General features: G+C 70.2%; 11 protein-coding genes. 3 read left to right on the forward strand and 8 right to left on the reverse strand.

What is annotated here, in order from left to right; all coding sequences use genetic code 11:
• Nucleotides 1-832 precede the first annotated feature (832 nt).
• From D7X99_RS36350 to D7X99_RS36380, 7 genes are read right to left on the reverse strand one after another with little or no spacing between them, the layout of a single operon-like run.
• Nucleotides 833-1825, reverse strand: coding sequence for a sulfotransferase (locus tag D7X99_RS36350; protein ID WP_121781765.1), 993 nt, complete (start codon nucleotides 1823-1825; stop codon nucleotides 833-835).
• Entirely contained in the window at nucleotides 1825-2694 is an 870-nt protein-coding gene (locus D7X99_RS36355) for a family 3 encapsulin nanocompartment shell protein (RefSeq protein ID WP_120581080.1), read from the reverse strand. The genes D7X99_RS36350 and D7X99_RS36355 overlap by 1 nt, the downstream gene beginning before the upstream one ends.
• Before the next feature lie 45 nt (nucleotides 2695-2739).
• Nucleotides 2740-3783: an N-acetyl-gamma-glutamyl-phosphate reductase gene (gene argC, locus D7X99_RS36360; protein ID WP_121781766.1), complete on the reverse strand. Its 1044-nt coding sequence runs from the start codon at nucleotides 3781-3783 to the stop codon at nucleotides 2740-2742.
• Complete coding sequence (locus D7X99_RS36365) at nucleotides 3780-4634, reverse strand: RimK family alpha-L-glutamate ligase (RefSeq protein ID WP_120581078.1); 855 nt, start codon at nucleotides 4632-4634, stop codon at nucleotides 3780-3782. The genes argC and D7X99_RS36365 overlap by 4 nt, the downstream gene beginning before the upstream one ends.
• A gap of 9 nt (nucleotides 4635-4643) precedes the next feature.
• Complete coding sequence (gene lysW, locus D7X99_RS36370) at nucleotides 4644-4847, reverse strand: lysine biosynthesis protein LysW (protein WP_199756413.1); 204 nt, start codon at nucleotides 4845-4847, stop codon at nucleotides 4644-4646.
• A 1-nt stretch (nucleotide 4848) separates the two neighbouring features.
• Nucleotides 4849-5886: a transketolase family protein gene (locus D7X99_RS36375; RefSeq protein ID WP_121781767.1), complete on the reverse strand. Its 1038-nt coding sequence runs from the start codon at nucleotides 5884-5886 to the stop codon at nucleotides 4849-4851.
• Nucleotides 5883-6830 (reverse strand): 1-deoxy-D-xylulose-5-phosphate synthase N-terminal domain-containing protein, encoded by a 948-nt coding sequence (locus D7X99_RS36380; RefSeq protein ID WP_121781768.1) that lies wholly within the window; start codon nucleotides 6828-6830, stop codon nucleotides 5883-5885. Before D7X99_RS36380 ends, D7X99_RS36375 begins: the two co-directional genes overlap by 4 nt.
• A gap of 199 nt (nucleotides 6831-7029) precedes the next feature.
• On the opposite strand from D7X99_RS36380, the gene D7X99_RS36385 reads away from it, so the two are divergent.
• Genes D7X99_RS36385 through D7X99_RS36395 form a run of 3 tightly spaced genes read left to right on the forward strand, consistent with a single transcriptional unit; the run spans nucleotide 7030 to nucleotide 21858 of the window.
• Nucleotides 7030-8697, forward strand: coding sequence for an AMP-binding protein (locus tag D7X99_RS36385; RefSeq protein WP_120581075.1), 1668 nt, complete (start codon nucleotides 7030-7032; stop codon nucleotides 8695-8697).
• A 19-nt stretch (nucleotides 8698-8716) separates the two neighbouring features.
• The gene (locus D7X99_RS36390) at nucleotides 8717-8980 is read left to right on the forward strand and encodes a phosphopantetheine-binding protein (RefSeq protein ID WP_121781769.1); all 264 of its coding nucleotides are present in this window, start codon (nucleotides 8717-8719) and stop codon (nucleotides 8978-8980) included.
• Between the two features lie 53 nt (nucleotides 8981-9033).
• Nucleotides 9034-21858 carry a non-ribosomal peptide synthase/polyketide synthase gene (locus D7X99_RS36395; protein ID WP_121781770.1) on the forward strand — a complete coding sequence of 4275 codons (12825 nt, stop codon included), beginning with the start codon at nucleotides 9034-9036 and terminating at the stop codon, nucleotides 21856-21858.
• A 9-nt stretch (nucleotides 21859-21867) separates the two neighbouring features.
• On the opposite strand, the gene D7X99_RS36400 is transcribed toward D7X99_RS36395, so the two are convergent.
• Nucleotides 21868-25113, reverse strand: a 3246-nt coding sequence (locus tag D7X99_RS36400) for a type I polyketide synthase (RefSeq protein WP_121781772.1), incomplete at its 5' end; no start/stop codon positions are given.

Raw genomic sequence — 25113 nt, forward strand, 5'->3', positions numbered from 1 at the left:
GACCCGCCCCCGCCGACCCCCGCCCAGCAACTGTCATCTCCGAAAAGATCCAGCGCCGACGATTGGCCCGTCGCGGCAGGCCCCAGACACCATCCCGGCCACTTCGTGCCGGACGGAGCCAGGTTGAGGGAGCCCTCTCCCCAACCCTGCCCGGCCGTCCCTCGTGAGCCCGCCCGCGCCGAGGTACGGCCCGCAAGCCTCCCGGACATCCCTACGCTCCTCCGGCCCGGCACGGCCCAAACCTGTCCGACTGTCCGACAAGAGGCCGAGGCCCGGCAGGAGCGGGCTGCCCCCCCAGCGACGGCGTTCCAAAACCTGTCCGACTGTCCGACAGGTTTCGGCAGCCCAGATGAACCAGCAGCCTCCCAGCCGCGGTGCGCCAAAATCGGTCCGACTGTCCGACCGGTTCCCGTGCCCCAGATGGACCGATGGCCCCCACCACGGGCCCCCGAACCGGTCCGACTGTCCGACAGGTTTCCGAGGCTCGGGCGGGACGAGGTCCCAGGCCCCGGCTCTCCCAAATCGGTCCGACTGTCCGACAGCTTTCCGCTGCCCGGATGGTGCGGCAGCCCTCAAGTACTTGGTTCTCCAAACCTGTCCGACTGTCGGACTGGATTCCTCGGCTCGGGCGGGACGAGGTCCCGGGCCCCGGTTCTCTAGAACCTGTCCGACTGTCCGACAGGTTTCCGGAGCCTGGCTGGCCCGGAGGCTCCCCACCACGGGCCTCCGAACCTGTCCGACTGTCGGACAGGTTTTTTCGGTACGCCTCCGACGGGGGGCTGGCCGGATTCTCGCCTTCGCATCCGCAAGGACAGGGGTCATGTCCGGAGGCTCAGGAACGAGGCTCCGCGCCCGCGCCCGGCGCGGCCCCTCCGATGGGAGCTCGCCGTGCGCCTCTGAAGTACCCGTACTTCGCCATCAGCGGCCACGCGAGCGCCACGGTGAGCGCCTTCGCTCCGGAGGCCAGTTCCCCCTTCCACGCGTCGTCCTCGCCGCGCAGGAGCGTGGGGCCACTGCGGAAGCGGTCCGGGTTGCCGGTAACGGTGTGGTTCTTCCCCAGCATTACCGTGCGACCCTTCACCGGGTTCTGCGTGCGTGGCACGCCCGCCAGGTCCAGCACCGTGTCCACGGCGCGGTCCGGCGCGGCGATGAAGTCCTCGTAGCGCAGGAAGAGCGACTGCGCGGGGAACCTCCGCGTCACCTCCTCCGACGCGGCGTTGAAGCCCAGCCAGTACGCCGTGCTGCGCGCGGCGGACATGGGGACGACGTACTGCTTCGTCTTCGTCCACGAGTGCGTCACCGCGCGCGGGTCGCGCACCAGGTGCAGGTACAGCGGCCGGATGCCCTCCACTCGCGGCAGCAGCGCCGCCTCGGACGGGAACTTCCCGCTGTCCACCAGCACCGTGCTCCCCGTCGCCCTCGCGATGGTGCGGTACGTCCGCGCGAGGAAGTCCGCGTGCGATTGGAGCGCCTGCGAATCCCCCGCCTCGTCCAGCACCCGCAGCGTGTGCCGCGTGCGCACGGCGGCTTGCTGCCTGAGCACCACCTCCGCCGCATGCGCGCGCGGCGTCAGGCCCGCCGACACGTCGGAGGTCAACACCGTGTTCCAGATGCCGCACTCCAACAGCTGCTGGCCGCAGCCGCACAACGTGTTGGAGCCGTTCCCGTACGCGTTCTTCCAGAGGAAGCTCAGCTCCCCCACGTGGAAGAAGCCCGGCACCTCGTTGAGGACGTTGCCCAGGATGGTGCTGCCGCTGCGGCACCAGCCGGTGATGTAGAGGACCGTGAGCTGCGCGCCCTCGCCCTTCGCGCTCGCGGAGGCCATCAGGTCAGCGACGCCACGAAGAAGTGGGTGGGCAGGTGCACCGCGAGCGTCGTGTAGACCTCGCCGTAGGCGGCCAGTCCCTCGCGCGGGAAGATGCCCGGCGGCGGCTCCGCGAACCGGATGACCGAGCGCTGGCTGTCATACAGCGTCGCCGCGGCGGTGAAGTCCCCCACGATGATGGTGCCCGGGTTCACCATGCGCGTGCGGCACAGGCGGATGCCCATGGCGGCCAGGTCCGACAGGAGCGACTGCTGGCCCACCAGGTGCTCGTAGAAGTCCAACGAGTTGATGACGATGCCGTCCGCGGACCCGCCCATCTGCTCCACCTGCGCGCAGGCGTTGAGCAGCGAGGCCACCGCGTTCTTCTTCGCCGGCAGCCGCACGATGCCCGGCGTGTGCAGCAGGCCCCGCACGCCGTCCCCACCCTTGCCGATGCACAGCGCCTGGTTCTCCGCCGTGTTCAGGCGCACCAGCAGCCGGAAGTCGATGAACTGCGCCAGCGACTGGGAATCCTCCAGCAGGTTGCGCGGCACCTGGATCCACGCGCGCGTGGGCTTGAGCGCCTGCGTGTCCTGGTGGAACTCGAAGCCCGCTTCCGGGCGCAGGTCCACGTCCTGCACCGGTCCGGTGGGCTTCGCCTGGGGGTGCGTCTCGTACCAGAAGGGCACCGGATCGCGCTCGGCCTTGGCCGTCTTGAACATGCCGCGCACCGCGATGCGCGGACGCCGCTTGAAGCCGGGGAACGCGTCCACGATGGAGTTGTCGTAGTCCACGTGCGCCTGCGTGCCGTGCTTCTGCACCGCCGCAGCGAACGCCGCGCCGGGGGACAGCGACGCGTCCGCCTTCGATTTCGTGCTCAGGATGCTCATGGGGTGAGGCTCCTCGGAGTCAAAAAGCGGAAGTCAGAAAGCGGTCTAGAGCGGATGCAGGCCCCGGAAGCCCAGCCCTTCCGTCTCCGGGCGGCCCAGCATCAGGTTCAGCGCATGCACCGCCGTGCCGGCGGCACCTTTCACCAGGTTGTCGATGGCCGCGTTCACCACGATGCGGCCCCGCTCCGAGTCCACGTCCACCGACAAGTCACAGTGGTTCGTGCCCAGGAGCGGCCCGGGCTCCGGGAACGGAGACAGGGACGCGCTGGGCCGGAGCAGCCGCACGAAGGGCTTCTCGCGGTAGCGCGTGGCGATGGCGCGCACCACCTCCGACTCCTCCACCGGTCGCGCCGCGAAGGCGTGCACCGTCGCGAGGATGCCGCGCACACCCGGCACCGCCGTGGCGCTGAAGTGGATGGTGGGCTGCTGTCCGGTGACGCGCGCCACCACGCCCTCCAGCTCGCCCGTGTGCCGGTGGCCCACCGGCTTGTAGCAGCGCAGCGCGTTCGCCCGCTCCGGGTGGTGCGAGGAGCGGTCCGGCGTGGAGCCGCCTCCGGACGAGCCCGTCTTCGCGTCCACCACCAGCACGTCCGGACGCGCCAGCCCCGCGTGCAGGAGCGGCAGCAGCGCCAGGAGTCCCGCGTGAGCCATGCAGCCGGGCACCGCGACGTGGCGCGCGTTCGTCAGCGCGTCTCCCATCCACTCCGGAAGTCCGTAGACGAACGCGGGCACGTCATCCGGGCGCGGGTGCTTGCCGTACCAGCGCGCGTGCCCCGCGGCGTCCAGGCGGAAGTCCGCGCTCAGGTCCACCACCCTCTCCGCCAGCCGCGACACCTTCGACCAGCGCTGGAGCAGCTCGCCTTGAGGCATGCAGCTCACCAGCACGTCGCAGGGCTCCAGCGCGTCGTGCGGCGTGTAGCGCAGCGTACCCACTCCGCGCAGGTGCGGATGCGGGAAGTCCAGGCGCTTGCCGGCGAACTGGCCGGAGGTGGCCTGCACCACCTCCACGGCCGGGTGCGCGAGCAACAGGCGCAGCACCTCGCCGCCGGTGTAGCCCGCGGCTCCCAGCACCGCCACGCGCACGCTCATCGCCGGGCTCCTCCGGCTCCGGACGCGACGTACTCCGCGATGAGGTCCGGCAGCGGGACGCCCGTCTCGTCGATGCTGCGCGCGAACTCCACGCAGTGGTTGATTTCGTTGACGTAGATGTCGCCGCCGCGCGTCTCCAGCAGGTCCACCGCCACCATGTCCCCGCCCACCGCCTCCGCCGCGGCCTCCGCCAGCTTCGCGTGCACCACCGGCACCTCGTAGCGCTCCGGCACGGCGCCGCGCGCGGTGTTGGTGATCCAATGCTCGGAGCGCCGCCTGAGGCCACCCACCGCGCGGCCGATGACGTAGACGCGCAAGTCGTAGCCCGGCTTGTCCACGTACTCCTGCACCAGCGCCACGTGGTCCTGCGCGCCGCCGGTGCCGAAGCGCGTGGACAGCACGCCTTCCGCCGCGGAGCGCGAGTCCAGCCGGGCCACCATCCGGCCCCAGCTGCCCAGCACGGGCTTGGTCACCACCGGGTAGCCCTTCTTCTCAATCGCCTCCAGGCACGCGTCCTCGTCGAAGGCCACGAAGGACCACGGCATGGGCACGCCCTTCGCGGCCAGCGCGGCGCTGGTGAGCGCCTTGTCCCCGCACAGGGAGATGGTCCTCGCGCTGTTGAGCACGCGCAGCCCCTTCATCTCCAGGAACGTGGCCAGGTAGCGCGCACGCGTGAAGGACATGCTGCGCATCAACACGGTGTCGGCCTCGGTGACGCGCTGCCGGTCCATGGACAGCACCATCCCGGAGTCCTGCACCAGGTTGACGGCGCAGTCGCGCCTGCGCAGCGCCTCGAGGAGGAGCTTCTCCTCGGTGCGCACGCGCGTATAGACGAGGTCGACCTTGCGCATGGCGCGGGGCTACTCCCCCCAGTCTTCCTCGACCTCGGGTGCTTCCTCGAGCCGCAGCGGGTTGACGCCCACCACCTCCAGCTCGGCGGAACAGCCGCCACAGGAGAGCACCTCGCCCACCAGCCGGTTGCCGCCCGGCACCGGCTGCGCGCACAGCGGGCACTGCTCCGGCGGCACGGACTGCGTCATCGGGTTCGGGTTCTGGACCTGCATGTCAGTCCCTCCTCGTTGCGGATTCCACGGCAAACACCGGTGTTCTTGGGAGCACTCCCAGGATGCGCTCGGCCACCTGCCCGCCCTCCAACCCATGGCCCTTGAGCAAGGCCTCGTGCGAACCGGCGCGAGAGTCGTACCGGTCCTGCAAGCCCACGCGCAGCACGCGCCGTTGCAGGTCCAGCGAGCACACCGTCTCGCACACCGCGCTGCCCAGTCCGCCCAGCACGTTGTGCTCCTCCACCGTCACCAGGAGCCGCGTGCGCGCCGCCGTCTCGCGCACCGCCTCCTCGTCCAGCGGCTTCAGCGTGTGCACGTTGAGCACGCGCGCGGAGACACCTTGTGCATCCAGGAGCTTCGCGGCATCCAGCGCCACGGACACGCCCACTTCGCCGTGCGCCAGAAGCCCCACGTCGTCGCCCTCGCGCAGGAGCGCCGCGCGGCCCAGTTCGAACGGCGGGCGCGGGACGTCCAGCCGGGTGACTCGGTTGCGGCCCAGCCGCAGGTACACCGGTCCGTCGTGCTGGAGCATCGCGCGCGTGGCGTGCACCGTCTCCAGGCCGTCCGCGGGCGACACCACGGTGAGGTTGGGCATCGCGCGCAGCACGGCCAGGTCTTCGATGGCGTGGTGCGTGGGGCCGAAGAAGGCGCCCGCCACGCCGCCGTAGTCGCACACCAGCTTCACGTTGGCGCGCGAATAGGCCAGGTTCAGCCGCACCTGCTCGCACGCGCGCATCACGCCGAACGCCGCGAAGCTGTGCGCGATGACGGTGTGTCCGCCGTGCGCCAGGCCACACGCCATGTCCAGCATGGTGGCCTCGCAGATGCCCAGGTTGAAGTAGCGCTGGGGGTGGCGCGACTCGAACGGATCGCCTCCGCCGCCCAGGTCCGCCTCCAGGAAGACGACGCGCGCGTCCTCTTCCGCGAAGCGCGCCGCCGCGTGCCGGAACACCAGCCGGCTGGACAGCTCCGGGTGCGCGGCGAGCCACGCCTCCGGCTCCCGGGCCAGGTCCACCGCCGACTCGAGCGACGCGCTCACTGGCCGTCCTCCCCCAGCGACGCGAGCGCCCTGCGCAGGTGCTCCGGTGAGAACACCGCGTAGTGCGGCCCCTTGCCCTTGAGCATCGGCACGCCCGCGCCCTTGCGCGTCCGGGCGACGATGGCTCGCGGACGGCCACCCACGACGGGCGCCTCCAGCGCGGCCACCAATGCGGGCAGGTCGTGCCCGTCCACCTCCAGCGACTGGAAGCCGAACGCGTCCAGCCTCTGCACCAGCGCCTCCTGCGACAGGATGGACTCGGTGGGGCCGTCGTTCTGTCCGCCGTTGCGGTCGATGATCAGCGTCAGGCCGGTGAGCTTGCGGTGCGACGCCACCTGGAGCGCTTCCCAGTTGGAGCCCTCGCCCATCTCTCCGTCGCCGCAGACGACGAAGGTGCGGTTGGGTTCCCCGCGCAGCACATGCCCGAGCGTCAGCCCCACGCCCAACCCCAGCCCATGGCCCAGGCTGCCGGTGGCGAACTCCACACCCGGCACCGCCGCGTTCACGTGGCCGGTGAAGATGCTGCCGTCCGCGTTGTACTCGCGCACCAGCGTCTCCACGTCCACGAAGCCGAACTCCGCCAGCGCCGCGTAGAGCCCCGCCGCCGCGTGCCCCTTGGACAGGATGAGGTGGTCGCGCTCCGGTGACTTCGGCGCGCGCGGATCCACGCGCATCACCCGGCCCAGCAGCGCCACCAGAATCTCCACCATCGACAGCGAGCCGCCCAGGTGACAGCCCGACGGTGTCGCCGCCAGCCGCACGATGGTCCGCCGGATCCGCAGGGCCCGCCGCGGCAGCAACGCCAGCCCCGCATCCGACGCGGCGCCCGCAACCCCGTCACTGGTGCGGGCAGGCGCCACCGGGCCACCGGAGGCCGTGGGTTCATCTGGCGTCCGCGCGTCGCGCGACAGCCCGGGGGTCGTTGGATTCGCCGAGAAAGTCATGCCCGTAGCGTCGCTGTTACAGCCCCGGAATCCGGCTGTTGTGAGACACCCTAGGAAATCGCATCATGCGCCGTCAACGCGGATTTTCTCAAGATATAGACGTACAAGAAAAAACCGTCTTGCCCGGTAATCTCGCGGTGTTACACGCGCGGACGGCCAGGCATTCCCCGGTTTCGCGTCACTCGGAGGAGACCTTCGCATGGGGCAGCGTTTCCATAACGCAGCGGCATTGGAGAAGGGTTCGGAGTACCGCCGAAAGGGTTGGTGGCGTGACACCACGGTGGTTGACGATCTGCGTCGCTGCGTCCAGGCGCACCCGGACAAGACCGCGATCATCGCCGCACGGTATTTTTCCAAGGACATCACGCGGCTGACGTACGCGGAGCTGGCGCGATACATGGACCGGTTCGCGCTGGGCCTGCGCGAGCTGGGCGTGGGGCGCGAGGACATCGTCGCGGTGCAGCTGCCCAACGGGTGGCACTTCACGGCGCTGGCGCTGGCGTGCGCGAGGTTGGGAGCCGTCATCGCGCCCATTCCGCCGGACTACCGGCGGCGCGAGGTGGAGTTCATCCTCGGGCGCACGGAGGCCTCCGTGTACGTGGGGCCCACGTCGTGGACGGGGCACTCACACCGGGACATGGCGCGCGACATCGCGGGGGTGCTGCCGTCGCTGCGCCACCGGGTGCTGCTGGGCAGCAACACCGACCTCCAAGCGGGCGAGCGGGACTTCGAGCGCCACTTCATCGAGCGCGAGTGGGAGAAGGAAGCGTCGCTAGAGGGCGTGGCCCCGGCGGCCGCGGACGACGTGTGCAACATCCTCTATACGTCCGGCACCACGGGTGAGCCGAAGGGCGTGGTGCACTCGCACAACACGAACTACGGCATCACGCGCGCGCTGTGCGACACGCTGGGCATCGACGGAACGGACGTGGTGGCGCTGCCGTCGCTGCTGACAGCGTCCACGGGGTTCACGTATTCGTACCTGATGCCCATGCTCCTGGGGGCCACGGCCATCTACATGGACGTGGGCGACCCGGAGCTGACGCTCAAGCTCTTCGAGGAGCACGGCGTCACGTTCACGTACGGCATTCCCACGTACCTGATGAACCTCATCGCGTTGCAGCGAAAGCGCCAGCGGAACACCTCCTCGCTCCGGCAGCTGGCCACGGGCTCCATCCCGGTGCCACCGCACCTCATCGCGGCGGTGCGCGAGGTGTTCGGCGTGCGGCTGCACACGCTGTGGGGCATGACGGAGAACGGCGCGGTCACCATCACCCGGCATGAAGATGCACCGGACTGGCCCAGCCAGAGCGACGGGCGCGCGGTGGCGTGGATGGAGACGAAGATTGTTCCCGCGCTCGCGGAGGACGGCACGCCGTATCCGGACGGGACGGGGCGGCTGATGGTGCGAGGCGCCAGCCAGTGCCTCACCTACTTCAAGCGCGACGACGTGTACGCCGCGGCGACGGACGCGGAGGGCTGGTTCGACACGGGCGACCTGGCGCGCGACGACGGGCGCGGTGGCATCCGCATCGTGGGGCGGCTGAAGGACGTCATCTTCCGGTACGGGTACAAGATCCCCGTGGTGGAGGTGGAGTCCGCGCTGTACTCGCATCCGAAGGTGAAGGAGGTCGCGGTCGTCGCGCACTCGGACGACAAGATTGGCGGCGAGCGGGTGTGCGCCGTTGTCGTGGTGCGCGAGGGAGAGGCCCCGCCCACGCTCAACGAACTGCGCGACCACCTCAAGCAGCAAGGCATGTCCAACCAGTACTGGCCGGACCGCCTGGACCTCATCGACGAGATGCCCAAGACGGCCACCGGCAAGGTGCGCAAGTATCTGCTGCGCGACAGGCTGAAGCCCGCGTGAGCGGGCGGGAGGAACGGCCATGAACCCGAGCGCTGAAGACGCCACCAGTCCCACGGACACGGAAGCGAAGCTCGCGTCGTGGTGGAAGGAGTTGCTGGGCGTGGAGGTCGTGCGCCCGGAGGACCACTTCCTGGAGATTGGCGGCAACTCCCTGATGGCCACGGTCCTGTCCAACCGCATCGAGAGCGAGCTTGGCGTGGAGGTGTCCATGGCGGAGCTGTTCAACACGCTCCGGGCCGTGGCCACGCTGTGCGACGAACTGCGCCAGGAGCAGTCCGCTTGAGCCGAGCCGCCCCCGAGGGCGGCCCCTTCCCCGCTTTCCCCCCCGAGCGAGACATGACGACCGAGCACCCCGGCTCCCCTTCCGCCTCCGCGCCGAAGTCCCCGGCGAGGCCCCGGCGTCGAGCACCGCCCGTGGTGCCCGTCCCGCGTGACGCCCTGCTGCCGCTCTCCTTCGGGCAGCAGCGGATGTGGTTCATCGAGCAGCTCACGCCCGGGGGCATCTCCTACAACGTCCCGTACTTCGCGCGACTCACCGGCGCGTTGGACGTCCCCGCGCTGGAGCGAGCGCTGGCCGTGCTGGTGGAGCGGCACGAAGCGCTGCGCACCACCTTCGCCGTCGTGGACGGGCAGCCGGTGCAGCGGATCGCGCCGTCGCTGTCCCTGCCGCTGCACGTGGAGTCACTGGAGACAATCCCCGCGTCCGAACGGGAGCAGGCCCTGCGACAGGCCGCGGAGGCGGAGGCGCGCATGCCCTTCGACCTGGGCGCGGGACCGTTGGTGCGCGTGCGACTCTTGCGGCTGGGGGAAACGGAGCACGTGCTGCTCCTGATGCTGCATCACATCTGCTGCGACGGCTGGTCGCTCACGGTGATGGAGCGGGAGCTTCAAGCGCTCTACGTGGCCTATCGCGCCGGTACGACTCCCGTGCTGCCCGCGCTGCCGGTGCAGTACGCGGATCATGCGGTGTGGCAGCGGCAGTGGCTCCAGGGCGAGCACCTCCAGCAGCAACTGGAATGGTGGCGAGGTGAGTTGTCGGGAGCGCCCGCCGCGTTGGAGCTGCCCACGGACCGCCCCCGACCCGCCGCGCAGTCCACGCGGGGCGCGGTGTACCGCCACACGCTGCCTCCGGGGTTGGGCAAGGCGCTGGAAGCGCTGTGCCGCAAGCAGGGCGTCACGTTGTTCATGGCGCTATTGGGTGGGATGAACCTGCTGCTCTCGCGGCTGAGCGGCCAGGACGACATCGTCATCGGCTCCCCCATCTCCGGACGCACGCGCCAGGAGGTGGAACCGCTCATCGGCTTCTTCATCAACACCCTGCCCCTGCGCGTGCGGGGTGAAGGCGCGCTCGGCTTCGGAGAACTGCTGCACCGCGTGCGCAAGACGTGCCTGGACGCATACGCGCACCAGGAGGTGCCCTTCGAGCAGCTGGTGGACGCACTCCAGCCCGAGCGAGACCTGAGCCGTCCGCCCCTGTTCCAGGTGTTCTTCACGCTCCAGCACTCGGCAGTTCCCGCACTGGAGCTGGAGGGGCTGCGCACCTCCGAGCTGGACTTCGAGCCGGGCGTGTCGCGAATGGACCTCACGGTCTTCCTGCGCGAGACGCCGGAAGGGCTCGTGGGGCTCTGGGAGTACAGCACCGACCTCTTCGACGCCGCGACGGTGGCGCGCTTCGCGGAGCACTACACGCGCCTGCTGGAGGCCGCGGTCGCGGAGCCGGAGCGTCCCGTGGCCACGCTTCCGCTTCTCACCGCACAGGAACGGAGACAGCTGCTCGACCAGGGTACGGGAGCCGCTGTCCCCTACCCGCGCGATGCGGCCCTGCCCGAGCTCTTCGCGGAGCAGGCCGCGCGAACGCCCGGCGCAGTGGCCGTGGAGGCGGCAGGCCAACGGCTCACGTACGCGGAAGTGGAAGCACGGGCCAATCAACTCGCGCATCACCTGCGTGGACAGGGCGTGCGGCTGGGAACGCCGGTGGGCCTGTGCGCGGGCCGGTCGCTGGAGATGGTCGTGGCGACGCTCGCCATCCTCAAAGCGGGGGGCGCGTACGTGCCGCTGGATCCGGGCTATCCCCCCGAGCGCCTGGAGCTCATGGCACGCGACGCCCGCATCACCGTGCTCCTGTTGGAGCAAGGACGCGAGTCCTCGCTGAAGGGTTTGGCCTCACGGGTCGTGGTGCTCGACCCGTCCTGGCGGACCTTCGAGGCTCAACCGAAGGCAGCGCCCGAGGTGCACGTCCCCGCCGATGCGCTCGCGTACGTCATGTACACGTCCGGGAGCACCGGGCAGCCCAAGGGCGTGGGCGTTCCCCACCGGGCCGTGACGCGGCTGGTGAAGGGCGTGTCCTATGTCCGGTTCAGCGCCGAAGACGTCGTCCTCCAGCTGGCCACCACGTCGTTCGACGCAGCGACGTTGGAGCTGTGGGGAGCGCTGCTCAGCGGCGCGAAGCTGTTCCTCTATCCACCGGTGACGCCGTCGCTGGAGGAGCTGGAAGCCACGCTGGAGCGCGAGCGCATCAGCGTGCTGTTCCTCACCACGGCGTTCTTCGAGCAGATGGCAATGAACCGGCCTGCGGCGCTCGCTCGCGTGGGGCAGGTGCTCGCGGGCGGCGACGTGCTGTCCCCTCTGGCCGCGCGCAAGCTGCTGGACGCGGGCCGAGCGGTCATCAACGGCTACGGCCCCACGGAGAACACCACGTTCTCCGCCACGTATCAGGTGAAGCGGGACCTGGATGCGCGGATGCCCGTGCCCATTGGCCGTCCGCTGGAGAACTCCCAGGCGCTGGTGCTGGACGCGCGCCTGGAGCCGGTGCCGCCCGGCGTCGTGGGCGACCTGTACGTGGGAGGCGACGGTCTCGCGTGGGGCTACCTGGACCGGCCGGAGCTCACCGCGGACCGCTTCGTGCCCCATCCGTGCAGCGACGTCCCCGGTGCCCGGCTGTACCGCACGGGCGACCGTGCTCGGTGGCTGCCTTCCGGCGAGCTTGCCTTCATGGGGCGCGCGGACACGCAGGTGAAGCTGCGCGGCTTCCGCATCGAACTGGGGGAGATTGAAACCGCCCTGCGCCACCTGTCCGGCGTGGAGGACGCCGTGGCGGAGGTACGCGAGTACGCGCCCGGCGACAAGCGGCTGGTGGCCTATGTGACCGGCACGAGCGTGGACGTGAGCACGCTGCGTTCGCGCCTGTCCGCCCAGCTGCCTGCGCCGCTGGTCCCGTCCGCCTTCGTGAAGCTGGACCGGCTGCCGCTGACGCCCGTGGGCAAGGTGGACCGAAGGGCGCTCGCCACGCCCGTGGGCGACACGCTCGCGGAGGAAGGCTACGTGGCGCCGGTCACCCCGACGGAGACTGCGGTGGCCGAGGTCTGGGCCGCGCTGCTGGGTCGCACGCGCGTGGGCACGCAGGACTCCTTCTTCGAACTGGGTGGGCACTCGCTGCTCGCCACACAGGTCACCTCCCGGTTGAGGGAGACCTTCCAGGTGGATGTGTCCGTGCGAGCGCTGTTCGAGGCGCCCACGGTCACCAGCCTCGCGGCGCGCATCGATGCGCTGCGGAGGGAGAGCAGCCGGATCCAGTCCCTCCCGCTGGTTCCCGGTCCTCAGGATGGTTGGTTGCCGCAGTCGTTCGCGCAGCAGCGGCTGTGGTTCATCTCGCAGCTCGACACGCTGGGGTACTCCTACAACGTGCCCCTGGTCACCCGGCTGCGGGGCGCGCTGGACGCGAATGCGCTGGAGCAGAGCCTCGCGGAGATCATCCGGCGGCACGCGGTCCTGCGCACCACGTTCGACGAGGTGGATGGTCAGCCGGTGCAGCGCATCGGGCTGGCATGGAACTTCACGTTGGCGCGGACGGACGTGGAGGCCGCGAAGCTCCCGGAGCAGTTGGCCATGGAGGCTCGGCGCCCGTTCGACCTGCGGCGAGGCCCGCTGAAGAGGGGGCTGCTCCTGCGCGTCGCGGATGACGACCATGTGTTGATGCTCGTCATCCACCACATCGTCTTCGACGGGTGGTCCATCGACGTGCTCCAGCGCGAGTTGAATGCGCTCTATCCCGCGCACGGCCAGAGCACATTGCCGCCCCTGTCCCTCCAATACGTGGACTACGCGCGGTGGCAGCGTGAGTCGTTCCAGGGGGAGGAACTGGAGGACCAGCTCGCATGGTGGCGTGAAGCGCTGGCGGGAGCACCGCCCGTGCTGGACCTGCCCACCGACAAGCCACGTCCGCCCGTGCAGACCTTCCAGGGCGCGAACTTCGAGGTGCTGCTGCCCCAGCCCCTCCACGGCTCGCTCCAACTGCTGGGACAGCGCGAAGGCGCCACGCTGTTCATGACGTTGCTGGCGGGATTCCAGGCCCTGCTCGCGCGCTACAGCGGCCAGGAGGACGTCGTCGTCGGCTCGCCTATCTCCGGCCGCAATCGCCGTGAGGTGGAAGGACTCATCGGCTTCTTCGTCAACACGCTCGCCCTGCGCGCGGATGTCTCTGGCACGCGCTCCTTCCGGCAGCTGCTGCGCGGCGTGCGGGAGAGCTGCCTGGGTGCCTTCGCGCACCAGGACCTGCCGTTCGAACAGCTCGTGGACGCGCTGAAGCCTCCGCGCGACCTGAGCCGGACGCCCCTGGTGCAGACGATGTTCGTCCTGCAGCGGGCCGCGACGCCGCTCTCACTGCCCGGCCTCGCGGTGGAGGACTTCCCGTTCCAGTCGGGCGTCTCCCGCTTCGACCTCATGCTGTTCATGCGGCAGACGCCGCAAGGGCTCGTCGCCTACTGGGAATACAACACCGCCCTCTTCGAGGAGACGACCCTCGCCCGGATGGCCGGGCACTACGTGCGGCTGCTCGAATGCGTCACCGCGAACCCCGAGCTGCCCTTGGCGGACCTGTCGCTCCTGTCGCGGGAGGAACGCGATCAACTCCTGGTCGCATGGAACAACCGTGAGGAGCGGCTTCCCACGCCGGGGCTGATCCACGCCTGGGTGGAGGCACAGGTCGCACGGACACCGGAAGCTGTCGCGGTGACGAATGGAGCGGAGTCGCTGACCTACGCGCGACTGGATACGCGCGCCAATCAGCTCGCGCATCACCTCATTGCCCTGGGCGTCGCGCCGGGCAGCTCCGTCGGGTTGTGCCTGGAACGCTCCAACCTGGACATGCCCGTCGCCGTCCTCGCCACCCTCAAGGCCGGTGCCGCCTACGTCCCACTGGATCCGAACTATCCGGCCGAGCGTCTGGCCCTGATGGTGGAGGACACGCGCGCTCCGGTCGTCCTTGCGCATGAGGGCTTCGTGCGGGCACTTCCGCCGGACACCTCCGCGCGCATCGTGACGATGGAGACCGTTTCGCTGGCCTCCCGATCCACCGCGTCTCCGAACGTGAGGCTGTCCCCCGAAGCGGTCTGCTACGTCGTCTTCACCTCGGGCAGCACCGGCAGGCCCAAGGGCATCGCCATGTCCCACCGGGGCATCGGCAACATGCTCGCGTGGCAGACCCAGCGCGCGGTCCGCGCCGAAGCCACCACGCTCCAGTTCGCCTCTCTCAACTTCGACGTCTCGTTCCAGGAGATCTTCGGCACCTGGTGCATCGGTGGCCGCCTGCTGCTCAGCTCCGCCGAACTGCGCCGCGATCCACCCGCGCTGCTGCGCTTCCTCACCCAGCACCGCGTGGAGCGTCTCTTCCTCCCCTTCGTCGCGCTCCAGTCGCTGAGCGAAGCAGCCCGCACCGCGACGGATCTGCCCCCGCTCAACGAGGTCATCACCGCGGGCGAACAACTCCAGGTGACGCCCGCTCTCGTCGCTCTCTTCGAACGCCTGCCCGGCTGCGTCCTCGAAAACCAGTACGGCCCTTCGGAGACCCATGCGGTCTCCGCGTGGCGTGCGTCGGGTGTCCCGAGCACGTGGCCCGCCCTGCCTCCGGTGGGAACGCCGCTGCCTTCAGTCCAGGCCTACGTGTTGGACCCGCGCCGCGAACCCTGCCCAGTCGGGGTTCCGGGCGAGCTGTATGTGGGCGGTGAAGGACTCGCGCACGGCTACCACGGCCGACCAGACCTCACCGCGGAGCGCTTCATCCCCTCTCCGTTTGGACCCACGCCGGGCGCACGCCTCTACCGCACGGGAGACAAGGCCCGCTGGCTCGCGGATGGACAGCTGGAGTTCCTCGGCCGCCTGGACGGGCAGGTGAAGCTGCGCGGCTTCCGCGTCGAGCTGGGCGAAGTGGAAGCGGCCCTGCGCATCCTGCCCGACGTACGCGACGTGGTCGTCGTGGTGCGCGAGGACACACCGGGCCACAAGCGGCTGGTGGCCTACGTGGTCCAGCCGGAGGCATCCTTCTCACCGGAGGCGCTGAGGCAGGCACTGGCGCGACGGCTGCCGGAGCACATGGTGCCCTCCGCCCTGGTGCGCATGGACGCGCTACCGCTGGGCCCGAGCGGCAAGGTGAACCGCAACGGTCTGCCCGCGCCCAAGGAGGAAGCCGCGGACGACTCCGGGTTCCTGGCCCCCATGACGGCGGTAGAGAAGGTGATCGCCGACATCTGGGCGTCCCTGCTCGTGGTGCCGCGCGTGGGCCTGCAGGACCACTTCTTCGAACTGGGTGGGCACTCGCTGCTCGCAACCCAGGTGGTCTCCCGGCTGCGGGAGGCCTTCCAGGTGGACGTGTCCCTCCGGGTCCTCTTCGAGGCGCCGACCGTCGCGCAGCTCGCCGCGCGGCTGGAGGAGCATCTTCACGGCGCGAACCGGAAGGCCGTCCCGCCGCTGGTCCCCCAGCTTCGCGGCGAGCTCGTTCCGCAGTCGTTCTCCCAGCAGCGGCTGTGGTTCGTCTCGCAGCTGGACACCAGCGCGCACGCCTACAACCTGCCCCTGGTCACCCGGCTGCGGGGACGGCTGGACACGCACGCGCTGGAAGACTCGCTCAACGTCCTCATCCACCGTCACGAGGTCCTGCGCACCACGTTCGACGAAGTGGACGGCCAGCCGGCGCAACGCATCAGGCCCGCGTGGAAGCTCACCCTGAAGCAGGTGGACGTGGATCCGCGCATTCCGCTCCAGCGCCAGGTGGAGGCCGAAGCGCATGTACCGTTCGACCTGCGGCGAGGCCCCCTGATCCGAGCCACGCTGCTACGGATCGCGGACGAGGATCAGGTCCTCATCCTCAACTTCCATCACAGCGTCTTCGACGGCTGGTCCATCGCCTTGCTCCAACGGGAGCTGGATGCGCTCTACCTCGCCCGGCGCCAGGGCACGGAGGCCGCGCTCCCGCCCATTTCCATCCAGTACGCGGACTACGCGCTGTGGCAGCGCGCGTGGTTGCAGGGCGACGTGCTGGAAGAACAGTTGGCGTGGTGGCGCGAGCAGCTCGCGGGGGCACCGCCCGTGCTGGACCTGCCCACCGACAAGCCGCGTCCGCCCGTGCAGACCTTCCAGGGCGCGTACATCGAAGTCCCCCTGCCACCCGCGCTGACCAGCGCCCTCGTCGCCATGGGCCAGCGCGAGGGCACCACGCTGTTCATGACGCTGCTGGCGGGATTCCAGGCCCTGCTCGCGCGCTACAGCGGCCAGGACGACGTGGTGGTCGGCTCGCCCATCTCCGGACGAAACCGCCGTGAGGTGGAAGGACTGCTCGGCCTCTTCGTCAACACGCTCGCTCTGCGCGCGGATGTCGTTGGAACGCGCTCCTTCCGCCACCTGTTGCGCGGCGTGCGCGAGAGCTGCCTGGGCGCCTTCGCGCATCAGGACCTGCCGTTCGAACAAATCGTGGAGGCGCTCAAGCCGCCACGCGACCTGAGCCGCGCGCCGCTGGTCCAGGCCCTCTTCGTCCTGCAACAGGCGGCTGTCCCCTTCTCGTTGCCCGGGCTCCAAGCGGAGGACGTCCCCTTCCAGACGGGCGTCTCCCGCTTCGACCTCATGCTCTTCGTGCGCGAGTCGGAGCAGGGGCTGACGGCCTTCTGGGAGTACAACACCGCCCTCTTCGAGGAGGCGACCCTCACCCGGATGGCCGGGCACTACGTGCGAATGCTCCAAGGAGCGGTCCGCCATCCCGAGCAGCCCCTGTCGGCCCTGCCGCTCCTCTCCGAAGAGGAACGGCAGCAGGTCGTCGTGACGTGGAACGCCGCGAAGGACCTCTCTTTCGAGCCGGGCCTCATGCACCGCTGGGTGGAGGCGCAGGTCGCTCGGACACCGGCAGCGGTCGCGGTGACGAATGGAGCGGAGTCGCTGACCTACGCGCAACTGGATGCGCGCGCCAATCAGTTCGCCCATCACCTCATCGCCCTGGGCGTCACACCGGGAAGCTCCGTCGGGCTGTGCCTGGAGCGCTCCAGCCTCGACATGCCCGTCGCCGTCCTCGCCACCCTCAAGGCCGGCGCTGCCTACGTCCCACTGGATCCGAACTATCCGGCCGAGCGTCTGGCCCTGATGGTGGAGGACACGCGTGCTCCGGTCGTCCTCGCACATGAGGGCTTCGTGCGGGCGCTGCCACCGAACACCTCCGCGCGCATCGTGATGATGGAGACCGTCTCGCTGGCCTCGCGCCCCACGTCGTCTCCGAACATGAGGCTGTCACCTGAAGCGGTCTGCTACGTCGTCTTCACCTCGGGCAGCACCGGCAGGCCCAAGGGCATCGCCATGTCCCACCGGGGCATCGGAAACATGCTCGCGTGGCAGATCCGCCGCGCCGTCCATGCGGAAGCCACCACGCTCCAGTTCGCCTCGCTCAACTTCGATGTCTCCTTCCAGGAGATCTTCGGCACCTGGTGCATCGGTGGCCGCCTGCTGCTCAGCTCCGCCGAACTGCGCCGCGATCCACCCGCGCTGCTGCGCTTCCTCACCCAGCACCGCGTGGAGCGTCTCTTCCTCCCCTTCGTCGCGCTCCAGTCGCTGAGCGAAGCGGCACGCACTACTGCGGAACTTCCTCCCCTCAACGAGGTCATCACCGCGGGCGAACAACTCCAGGTGACGCCCGCTCTTGTCTCCCTCTTCGAACGGCTGCCCGGCTGCGTCCTCGAAAACCAATACGGACCTTCGGAGACGCACGCCGCCAGCGCATGGCGGGCTTCAGGATCTCCGAGCACCTGGCCCGCGCTTCCTTCGGTGGGAACGCCGCTGACCAACGTCCAGACCTACGTCCTGGATGCCCGCGGGAATCCGAGCCCCGTCGGCGTCCCAGGAGAGGTGTTCATCGGAGGCGAAGGGCTCGCGCACGGCTACCACAACCGACCGGACCTCACCGCGGAGCGCTTCGTGCCCTCCCCCTTCAGCGCCACGCCGGGCGCACGCCTCTACCGCACGGGCGACAAGGCCCGCTGGCTCGCGGATGGACAACTGGAGTTCCTCGGCCGTCTGGACGGCCAGGTGAAGCTGCGTGGCTTCCGCGTCGAGTTGGGCGAAGTGGAGTCAGCCCTGCGCGCCCTGCCTGATGTGCAGGACGTGGTCGTCGTGTTGCGCGAGGACACCCCAGGCTTCAAGCGACTGGTGGCCTACGTGGTGCAACCGGAAACAGCCTTCTCCGCGGAGGCGCTGAGGCAAGCACTGGCGCGACGGCTGCCGGAGTACATGGTGCCTTCGGCGCTGGTGCGCATGGATTCGCTGCCCCTGACGCCCAGTGGCAAGGTGAACCGCAACGGCCTGCCCGTTCCGACGGAAGAGGCCATCCCCGGGACCGTCTACGTGGCCCCGGTCTCCGCGGTGGAGAAGCTCATCGCGGACATCTGGGCACCGCTGCTCGGCGTGCCGCGCGTGGGTGCGCAGGACCACTTCTTCGAACTGGGCGGCCACTCGCTGCTCGCGACCCAGGTGGCCTCCCGTCTGCGTGAGTCGCTTCAGATGGAGCTGCCCGTGCGCGTGCTCTTCGAAGCCCCGACGCTCGCGGAGCTGGCTGCTCGAATCGAAGCCCTGCGCCAGGAAGCCCACCCCCTCCAGGCACCGCCCCTGGTGCGCACCGAGGCCGGAAACTCCGCGCCCCAGTCCTTCCCGCAGCAGCGGCTGTGGTTCATCGACGCGCTCGCACCGGGCGGGTTCGCCTTCAACGTCCCGCTGTTCATCCGGTGCAAGGGACCGCTCGACGTGGCCGCGCTGGAGCGGTCACTCGCGGCGCTCATCGACCGTCACGAGTCCCTGCGCACGGTGTTCGCGGAGGAGAACGGCCAGCCCGTTCAGCGCGTCCTGCCGACGGTTCCCTTCGCGCTCGCCTTCGAGCGGCTGGAGGACGTTCCGCCCCAGCAGCGCGACACCGTCCTGCGCCAGCGGGCCGAGGAGCGGATGCGCCACGTCTTCGACCTGCGCACGGGCCCCCTGCTGACGGCGACGCTGCTGAGGCTGGACGCGGAGGACCACGCGCTCTTCCTGCTCATGCATCACATCATCACGGACGGCTGGTCCACGGACGTGATGGGGCGCGAGCTGGGCATCCTCTACGACGCCTTCACCCGGAACCAGACGCCGCGCCTGCCGCCACTGCCCATCCGATACACGGACTACGCCCGCTGGCAGCGCGCGACGTTGCAGGGCGAAGGGCTCGATGCGCAGCTCGCGTGGTGGAAGCGGCAGCTGAACGGGGCGCCCCATGCGCTGGAGCTGCCCACCGACCGGCCTCGTCCGCCCGTGCAGGCCCAGGCGGGCGCGGCCCACATGGTGCGGATCCCCGCCGCGGTGGACGCCGCCGTGCGCGAACTGTGTCACCAGCAGGGCGTCACGTCCTTCATGGCGCTACTCGCGGGCTTCCATGCCCTGCTGTCGCGCTACAGCGGCCAGGACGACGTGGTGGTCGGCTCCCCCATCTCCGGCCGAAACCACCGCGAGGTGGAGGGGCTCATCGGCTTCTTCGTCAACGCCCTGCCCCTGCGCGTGAAGGTCTCCGGCGCCGAGTCCTTCCAGGTCCTCCTCGCCCGTGTTCGCGAGACGTGCCTGGGCGCGTACGCGCACCAGGAGGTGCCCTTCGAACAACTGGTCGACGCGCTCCAGACACCGCGAGACCTGAGCCGCACGCCTGTGTTCCAGGCCGTGTTCGCCCTCTTCAAGGACTTCCCCGGCTTCCCCCTGCGAGGACTGGAGACAGCGCCGGTGCCCTTCGATCCAGGGCTCGCGAAGCACGACCTCACGCTGTTCATGCGCGAATCCGCCACCGGGTTGCTGACGCACTGGGAATACAACACCGCGCTCTTCGACGCGGCGACAGTGGAGCGCATGGCCGGGCACTACCTGCGTCTGCTGGAGCAGGTGACGCGAAACCCGGAGCGTCCGCTCGCGTCGCTGTCGCTGCTGACAGAAGCGGAGCGCCAGCAGGTCCTCGTCGAGTGGAACGACACCGCGCTCGATGTCCCCGCGGACCTGCGCGTCCCCACGCGCATCGCGGAGCAGGCACGGCTGAGGCCGGAGGCGCTCGCGCTGGCGGGCGACGGGCAGCGGCTGACGTTTAGGGAACTGGAGGCCCGGTCGAACCAGCTCGCGAACCTGCTGCGTGCGCAGGACGTGAAGCCGGAGACCATGGTCGCCCTGTGCGTGGACCGCACGCCTGGCTACGTGTGGGGCGCGCTGGGCATCCTCAAATCGGGCGGGGCCTACCTGCCCATGGACCTGACGTGGCCGGAGGCCTGGTGGCGGCACGTGCTCACGGACAGTGGCGCGCATATCGTCGTCACCCAGCAGGCCTTCGCCTCCCGCTTCGAGGGATGCGGCGTGCGAGTGCTCTGCCTGGACGCGGAGCCCGCGCTGGAGACGCAGCCAATCACCGCGCCCGGCGTGACACTGCACGCGGAGGCGATGGCCTACGTCATCTATACGTCGGGCAGCACCGGCCGGCCCAAGGGCGTCGCGGTGACACACGGCACGCTGGCGAACCTCGTCGCAGGGCTCGGCACGGCGGCGGGGATTGAACCGGGAGACCGGGCCACGCTGCTGACGGGGCTCGCGTTCGACGCGACCGTCTTCGAAACCTGGCCGTCGCTCACGCATGGCGCCAGCCTCCACCTGCCCACGGACGAGGTACGTGCGGAGCCCGCCCGGCTGGTGCGGTGGCTCGCGGCGGAAGGCATCACTCTCACCACACTGCCCACGCCCATGGCGGAGGCGGCGCTGGAGCAGCCATGGCCGTCCGGCATGCCGCTGCGCCGGGTGCACGTGGCCGGCGACGTGATGCACCGCCGTCCGGGGCCCTCCGTTCCGGGACAGTGGCTCAACTGCTACGGCCCCACGGAGAACACCGTCATCGCGACCTCTGGCGTCGTGAAGCCCGAAGCGGCCGAAGGACTGCTGCCTCCCATCGGCAGCCCGGAGCCCAACGTGCGCGTGTACGTGCTGGATGGCGCTGGACAGCCCGTGCCGGTGGGCCTGTGGGGCGAGCTGTTCCTGGGAGGCGCCCAGGTTGCGCGCGGATACCTGGGTCAGCCCGCGCTCACAGCGGAGCGCTTCGGACCGGATCCGTTCTCCCGCGAACCCGGCGCGCGCCTGTACCGCACGGGCGACGTGGTGCGGTGGCTCGCGGACGGGACGCTGGAGTTCCGGGGCCGCGCGGACTCACAGGTGAAGCTGCGGGGCTTCCGCATCGAAATGGGCGAGGTGGAGGCCGCGCTGCTCTCGCAGCCCCCGGTGAAGGAAGCGGTGGCGCAGGTGCGCGAGGACGTACCGGGACAACGACGGTTGGTCGCGTATCTGGTGCTCCGCGAAGGGGCCGCGTTCACGGTAGACGCGCTGCGGGCCTCGCTGCGGCGGTCGCTCGCGGAGCACGCGGTTCCGTCGGCGTTCGTGGTGCTGGAGCGGCTGCCGCTCACCGCGAACGGCAAGCTGGACCGCAAGGCCCTGCCCGCACCGGACGTGCACCGGCCCGAACTGAGCGAGGACTATCGCGTCCCCGAAGCCGGCTTGGAGCAGACGCTGGCCGCGCTCTGGGCCGAAGTGCTGGGGCTGGAGCGCGTGGGAGCGAGCGACAACTTCTTCGACCTGGGCGGCAACTCGCTGCTGCTCCAGTCCGTGCACGCGAAGTTGGAAGCGCTGGTGGGCCGCAAGGTCCCGCTGGTCACGCTCTTCCAGTACCCCACGGTGCGCGCGCTCGCAGGGCATCTGTCACCACCGAAGGACTCGCCACCGGCGGCGGCTCCCGCGCCCGCGCAGGACCCGGGCGCGCAGCGGCGAGACAACCTGCGGCGCATGGCTCAGCGGCGCGGCCGTCCAGGCTCCAGCTGAGCGCCTCGTTCACGGAAGGAGCGCCGCGAGCTTCGCGCCCAGCCCTTCGGCGTTCCCGCCCGTGAGCATCGACTGGTGGTCGCCGGGCACGGTCTCCACCCGGACCACCGCGCCCGAATCCAGCCATTCGAGCTCCACGTGCTTCGGCATGTGCTCGATGACAGTCGCCGCGCGGAAGAACTGGAGGATGCCCCCCTCGAAGCGGGGCATGGGGTAGTCGCGCAGGGCCGTCATGTTCGCCTCCCAGACGCGCACGTAGCGCCGCTGCTGCTCCGGATCCGCGAGGACCTGCTCCTGCGCGAAGCCCACTCCGCCTACCCGGGCCCGGGCGATGTCCCCAGGACCCGGCGTGTCGAGCATCGCGCACAGCGGCACCGCGTGGCCTTCCGCCGTCAGCCGGCGGGCCATCTCGTAGACGACCGCGCCGCCGAACGACGCTCCCACCAGCAGGTACGGCCCCACGGGCTGCAACGCGCGCAGGCCCTCCAGGTAGGCCGTCGCCATCTCGTCGACGGACGTGTGCAGCGGTCCGTCTGGCTCCAGACCCCGGGACTCGAAGGCGTAGGCGGTCCGGCCCGCGTCGATGGCGCGCGCCAGGTCTCGGTAGAACACCGGCTGGCCTCCGGCCGCGTGCACGAAGAAGAGCGGCGGACCGCGAGTGCCCTGCTGGAGCAGCGCGACCCCGGGTGGCAGGGACCGGCCCTCCTCCCGTCCTCCCAGCTTCCGCGCCAACAGCTCCACCGTGGGCGCGGTCAGCATCTCCTTCAGCGCGAGCCGCTTGCCGAAGCGCTCGGAGATCATCGCGAGCAGCCGGAGCGCGACCAGCGAGTCGCCGCCCAACGCGAAGAAGTCGTCGTGGATGCCCACGTCATCCAGGCGGAACAGCGTCTGGAAGCACTCGACCAGGGACTGCTCCGTGGCGTCACGGGGCGCCACGCGCTCACCGCGACGGGGAGCCTGCGCCTTCGGCTTCGAGGATCCGGTCGCCTTCGCCTTGGCCGCCATGGCGTCGCGTGCGACGGGGCTCGGCGCGGCGGCGTCCAGGCTGTAGTGCTCACGGTCGAAGCTGTAGGTCGGCAGGTCCACGCGCCGACGCCGCTCGCCGTCCCGGATGTGTTCCCAGTCCACGTCCACGCCCGCGGCCCACGCTTCGCCCAATGCCGCCAGGGCGCTCCCGGACGCGTCGCCCTTCGTCGGCAGGGTGGCCAGCACGGGCTGCTTCTTGCGCGCCGGATGCTGCCGCGCGAGCGCGGTGAGCGTCGTGCCCGGACCCACTTCAATCAATGCACGGTCCCCGGACTCCAGCAGGCAACCCAGCGCGTCGGAGAAGCGGACCGTGTGCCGCAGGTGCCGGACCCAATAGTCAGGTGACGTCGCCTCGCGCTCCTGGAGCCACCGGCCGGTGAGGCTGGACACGACGGGCAGCGAGGGCGCGCGGAGCTTCACGCGGGCCACTTCCCGAGCGAAGCCTTCCAGGTAAGGCTCCATCATGGAGGAGTGCGCGGCGCGCGCGTAGCGCACCCGCTTGTGCTCGATGCCCCGCGCCGTCAGCGCCTGCTCCGCCGCCTCCAGCTCCGGCAACGGGCCGGAGAGGACACAGGTCTCCGGGCCGTTGATGGCCGCCACCGACACGGCCGGCCCCATGAGCTCCGAGACCTGCTCCACGGACGCGAGCACCGACAGCATCCCGCCCGGTGGCATCGCCTCCATCAAGCGTCCGCGAGCAACCACGAGCCCCAGCGCCTCCTCCAGCGTGAACACACCCGCGAGGCACGCGGCCACGTATTCGCCGAGCGAGTGCCCCAGCAACGCTTCCGGCTTCACGCCCCACGACAGCCACAACTGAGCGAGCGCCCAGTCGCAGACGAACAACGCGGGCTGAGACCACAGCGGCCGGTCCAGCTCACGGGCCGCTTCGTCGAAGCGCTCGGGTCCGGCGAAGAGGATGTCGCGGAGGTCCGCGCCCATGGGACCGCGAAGCAACTCCGCGCACGTGTCGATGGCAGCGCGGAACGCGGGCTCGCGAAGGAACGCCTCGCCCATGTTCACCCGCTGCGCACCGCCGCCCGGGAACAGGAAGGCCACGCCGCGAGACTCGCCCTCGTCGAGCACGGTGCGGATCCGAGGAGGCGCATCCTCACCGGCAGAGGACCGCCCCTCCAGCAACGCCACCGCGTCCTCACCCTGTCGGACCACGACGAAGCGGCGCCACGCGAAGCGCGCACGCCCCACCTGCAACGTATGAGCGACGTCCGCGAGCCAGGCACCCGAAGCCCTCTGCATGCGCTCCGCGAGCGCCGCGGTCATCCGCTCCAGCGCGCCCTCCGTCTTCGCGGACAAGAGCAGCACCTCTTCCCCGCGCCGGGGCGCATCCGTCTCCGGAAGAGCCGGCGCCTCCTGCAACACCACGTGCGCGTTCGTGCCTCCAATCCCCAGCGCCGTCACCCCCGCGCGCAGCGGCAGCGGGCCCTCCCAAGCACGCGTGCTCCCCACCACCTGGAAGGGACTGCCCTCCAGCTCCAACATTGGATGCGGCTTCGTGAAGTGCAGCGTCGGAGGCAGCGTGCGGTGCTCCATCGACAGCACCGTCTTGATCACCCCCGCCACGCCCGCCGCCGCGTCCAGGTGTCCGAAGTTGCTCTTCACCGCGCCCAGGCCACACGCGCCCGGAGGAGCCCCCTGGAACACCTGCTTGAGCGCCGCGACCTCAATCGGATCCCCCAACGCCGTCGCCGTCCCGTGCGCCTCCACATAGGACACGTCGGACGGCGCGACTCCCGCCACCGACAGCGCCTCGCGGATGACCGCCGCCTGTCCCTGCACCGAAGGCGCCGCGAACCCCGTCTTCGCCCCCCCGTCGTTGTTCAACGCCGTGCCCAGCACGATGGCGCGGATGCTGTCCCGGTCCGCCACCGCATCCGCCAGCCTCTTGAGCACCAGCATCCCCACGCCATTGCCCACCGTCGTCCCCGCCGCGTTCACGTCGAACGGCCGGCAGCGCCCATCCGGCGCCAGGATGCCGCCCTCAAGTTTGCGATGCGCCCCCAGCTGCGGCGTGCGGATGGACACACCTCCCGCGAGCGCCAGGTCGCACTCGCCCGCGAGCAGCGACTGACAGGCCAGGTGCAACGCCACCAACGACGTGGAACACGCCGTCTGCACCGTCATCGCCGGCCCCGTCAGGTCCAGTTCGTACGACACCCGCGTGGCGAGGAAATCCCCGGAGAGCCCCAGCGCCCCCGCCAACCCCGCGGC

Origin of the sequence: Corallococcus sp. AB032C (assembly GCF_003668935.1) — a bacterium.
GTDB lineage: Bacteria > Myxococcota > Myxococcia > Myxococcales > Myxococcaceae > Corallococcus > Corallococcus exiguus.

Coding starts and splice junctions, on each gene's coding strand:
- D7X99_RS36390 (WP_121781769.1), top strand. CDS start 8,717: ATGAACCCGAGCGCTGAAGACGCCACCAGTCCCACGGACACGGAAGCG.
- D7X99_RS36350 (WP_121781765.1), bottom strand. CDS start 1,825: ATGGCCTCCGCGAGCGCGAAGGGCGAGGGCGCGCAGCTCACGGTCCTC.
- D7X99_RS36380 (WP_121781768.1), bottom strand. CDS start 6,830: ATGACTTTCTCGGCGAATCCAACGACCCCCGGGCTGTCGCGCGACGCG.
- D7X99_RS36385 (WP_120581075.1), top strand. CDS start 7,030: ATGGGGCAGCGTTTCCATAACGCAGCGGCATTGGAGAAGGGTTCGGAG.
- argC (WP_121781766.1), bottom strand. CDS start 3,783: ATGAGCGTGCGCGTGGCGGTGCTGGGAGCCGCGGGCTACACCGGCGGC.
- D7X99_RS36395 (WP_121781770.1), top strand. CDS start 9,034: ATGACGACCGAGCACCCCGGCTCCCCTTCCGCCTCCGCGCCGAAGTCC.
- D7X99_RS36355 (WP_120581080.1), bottom strand. CDS start 2,694: ATGAGCATCCTGAGCACGAAATCGAAGGCGGACGCGTCGCTGTCCCCC.
- lysW (WP_199756413.1), bottom strand. CDS start 4,847: ATGCAGGTCCAGAACCCGAACCCGATGACGCAGTCCGTGCCGCCGGAG.
- D7X99_RS36365 (WP_120581078.1), bottom strand. CDS start 4,634: ATGCGCAAGGTCGACCTCGTCTATACGCGCGTGCGCACCGAGGAGAAG.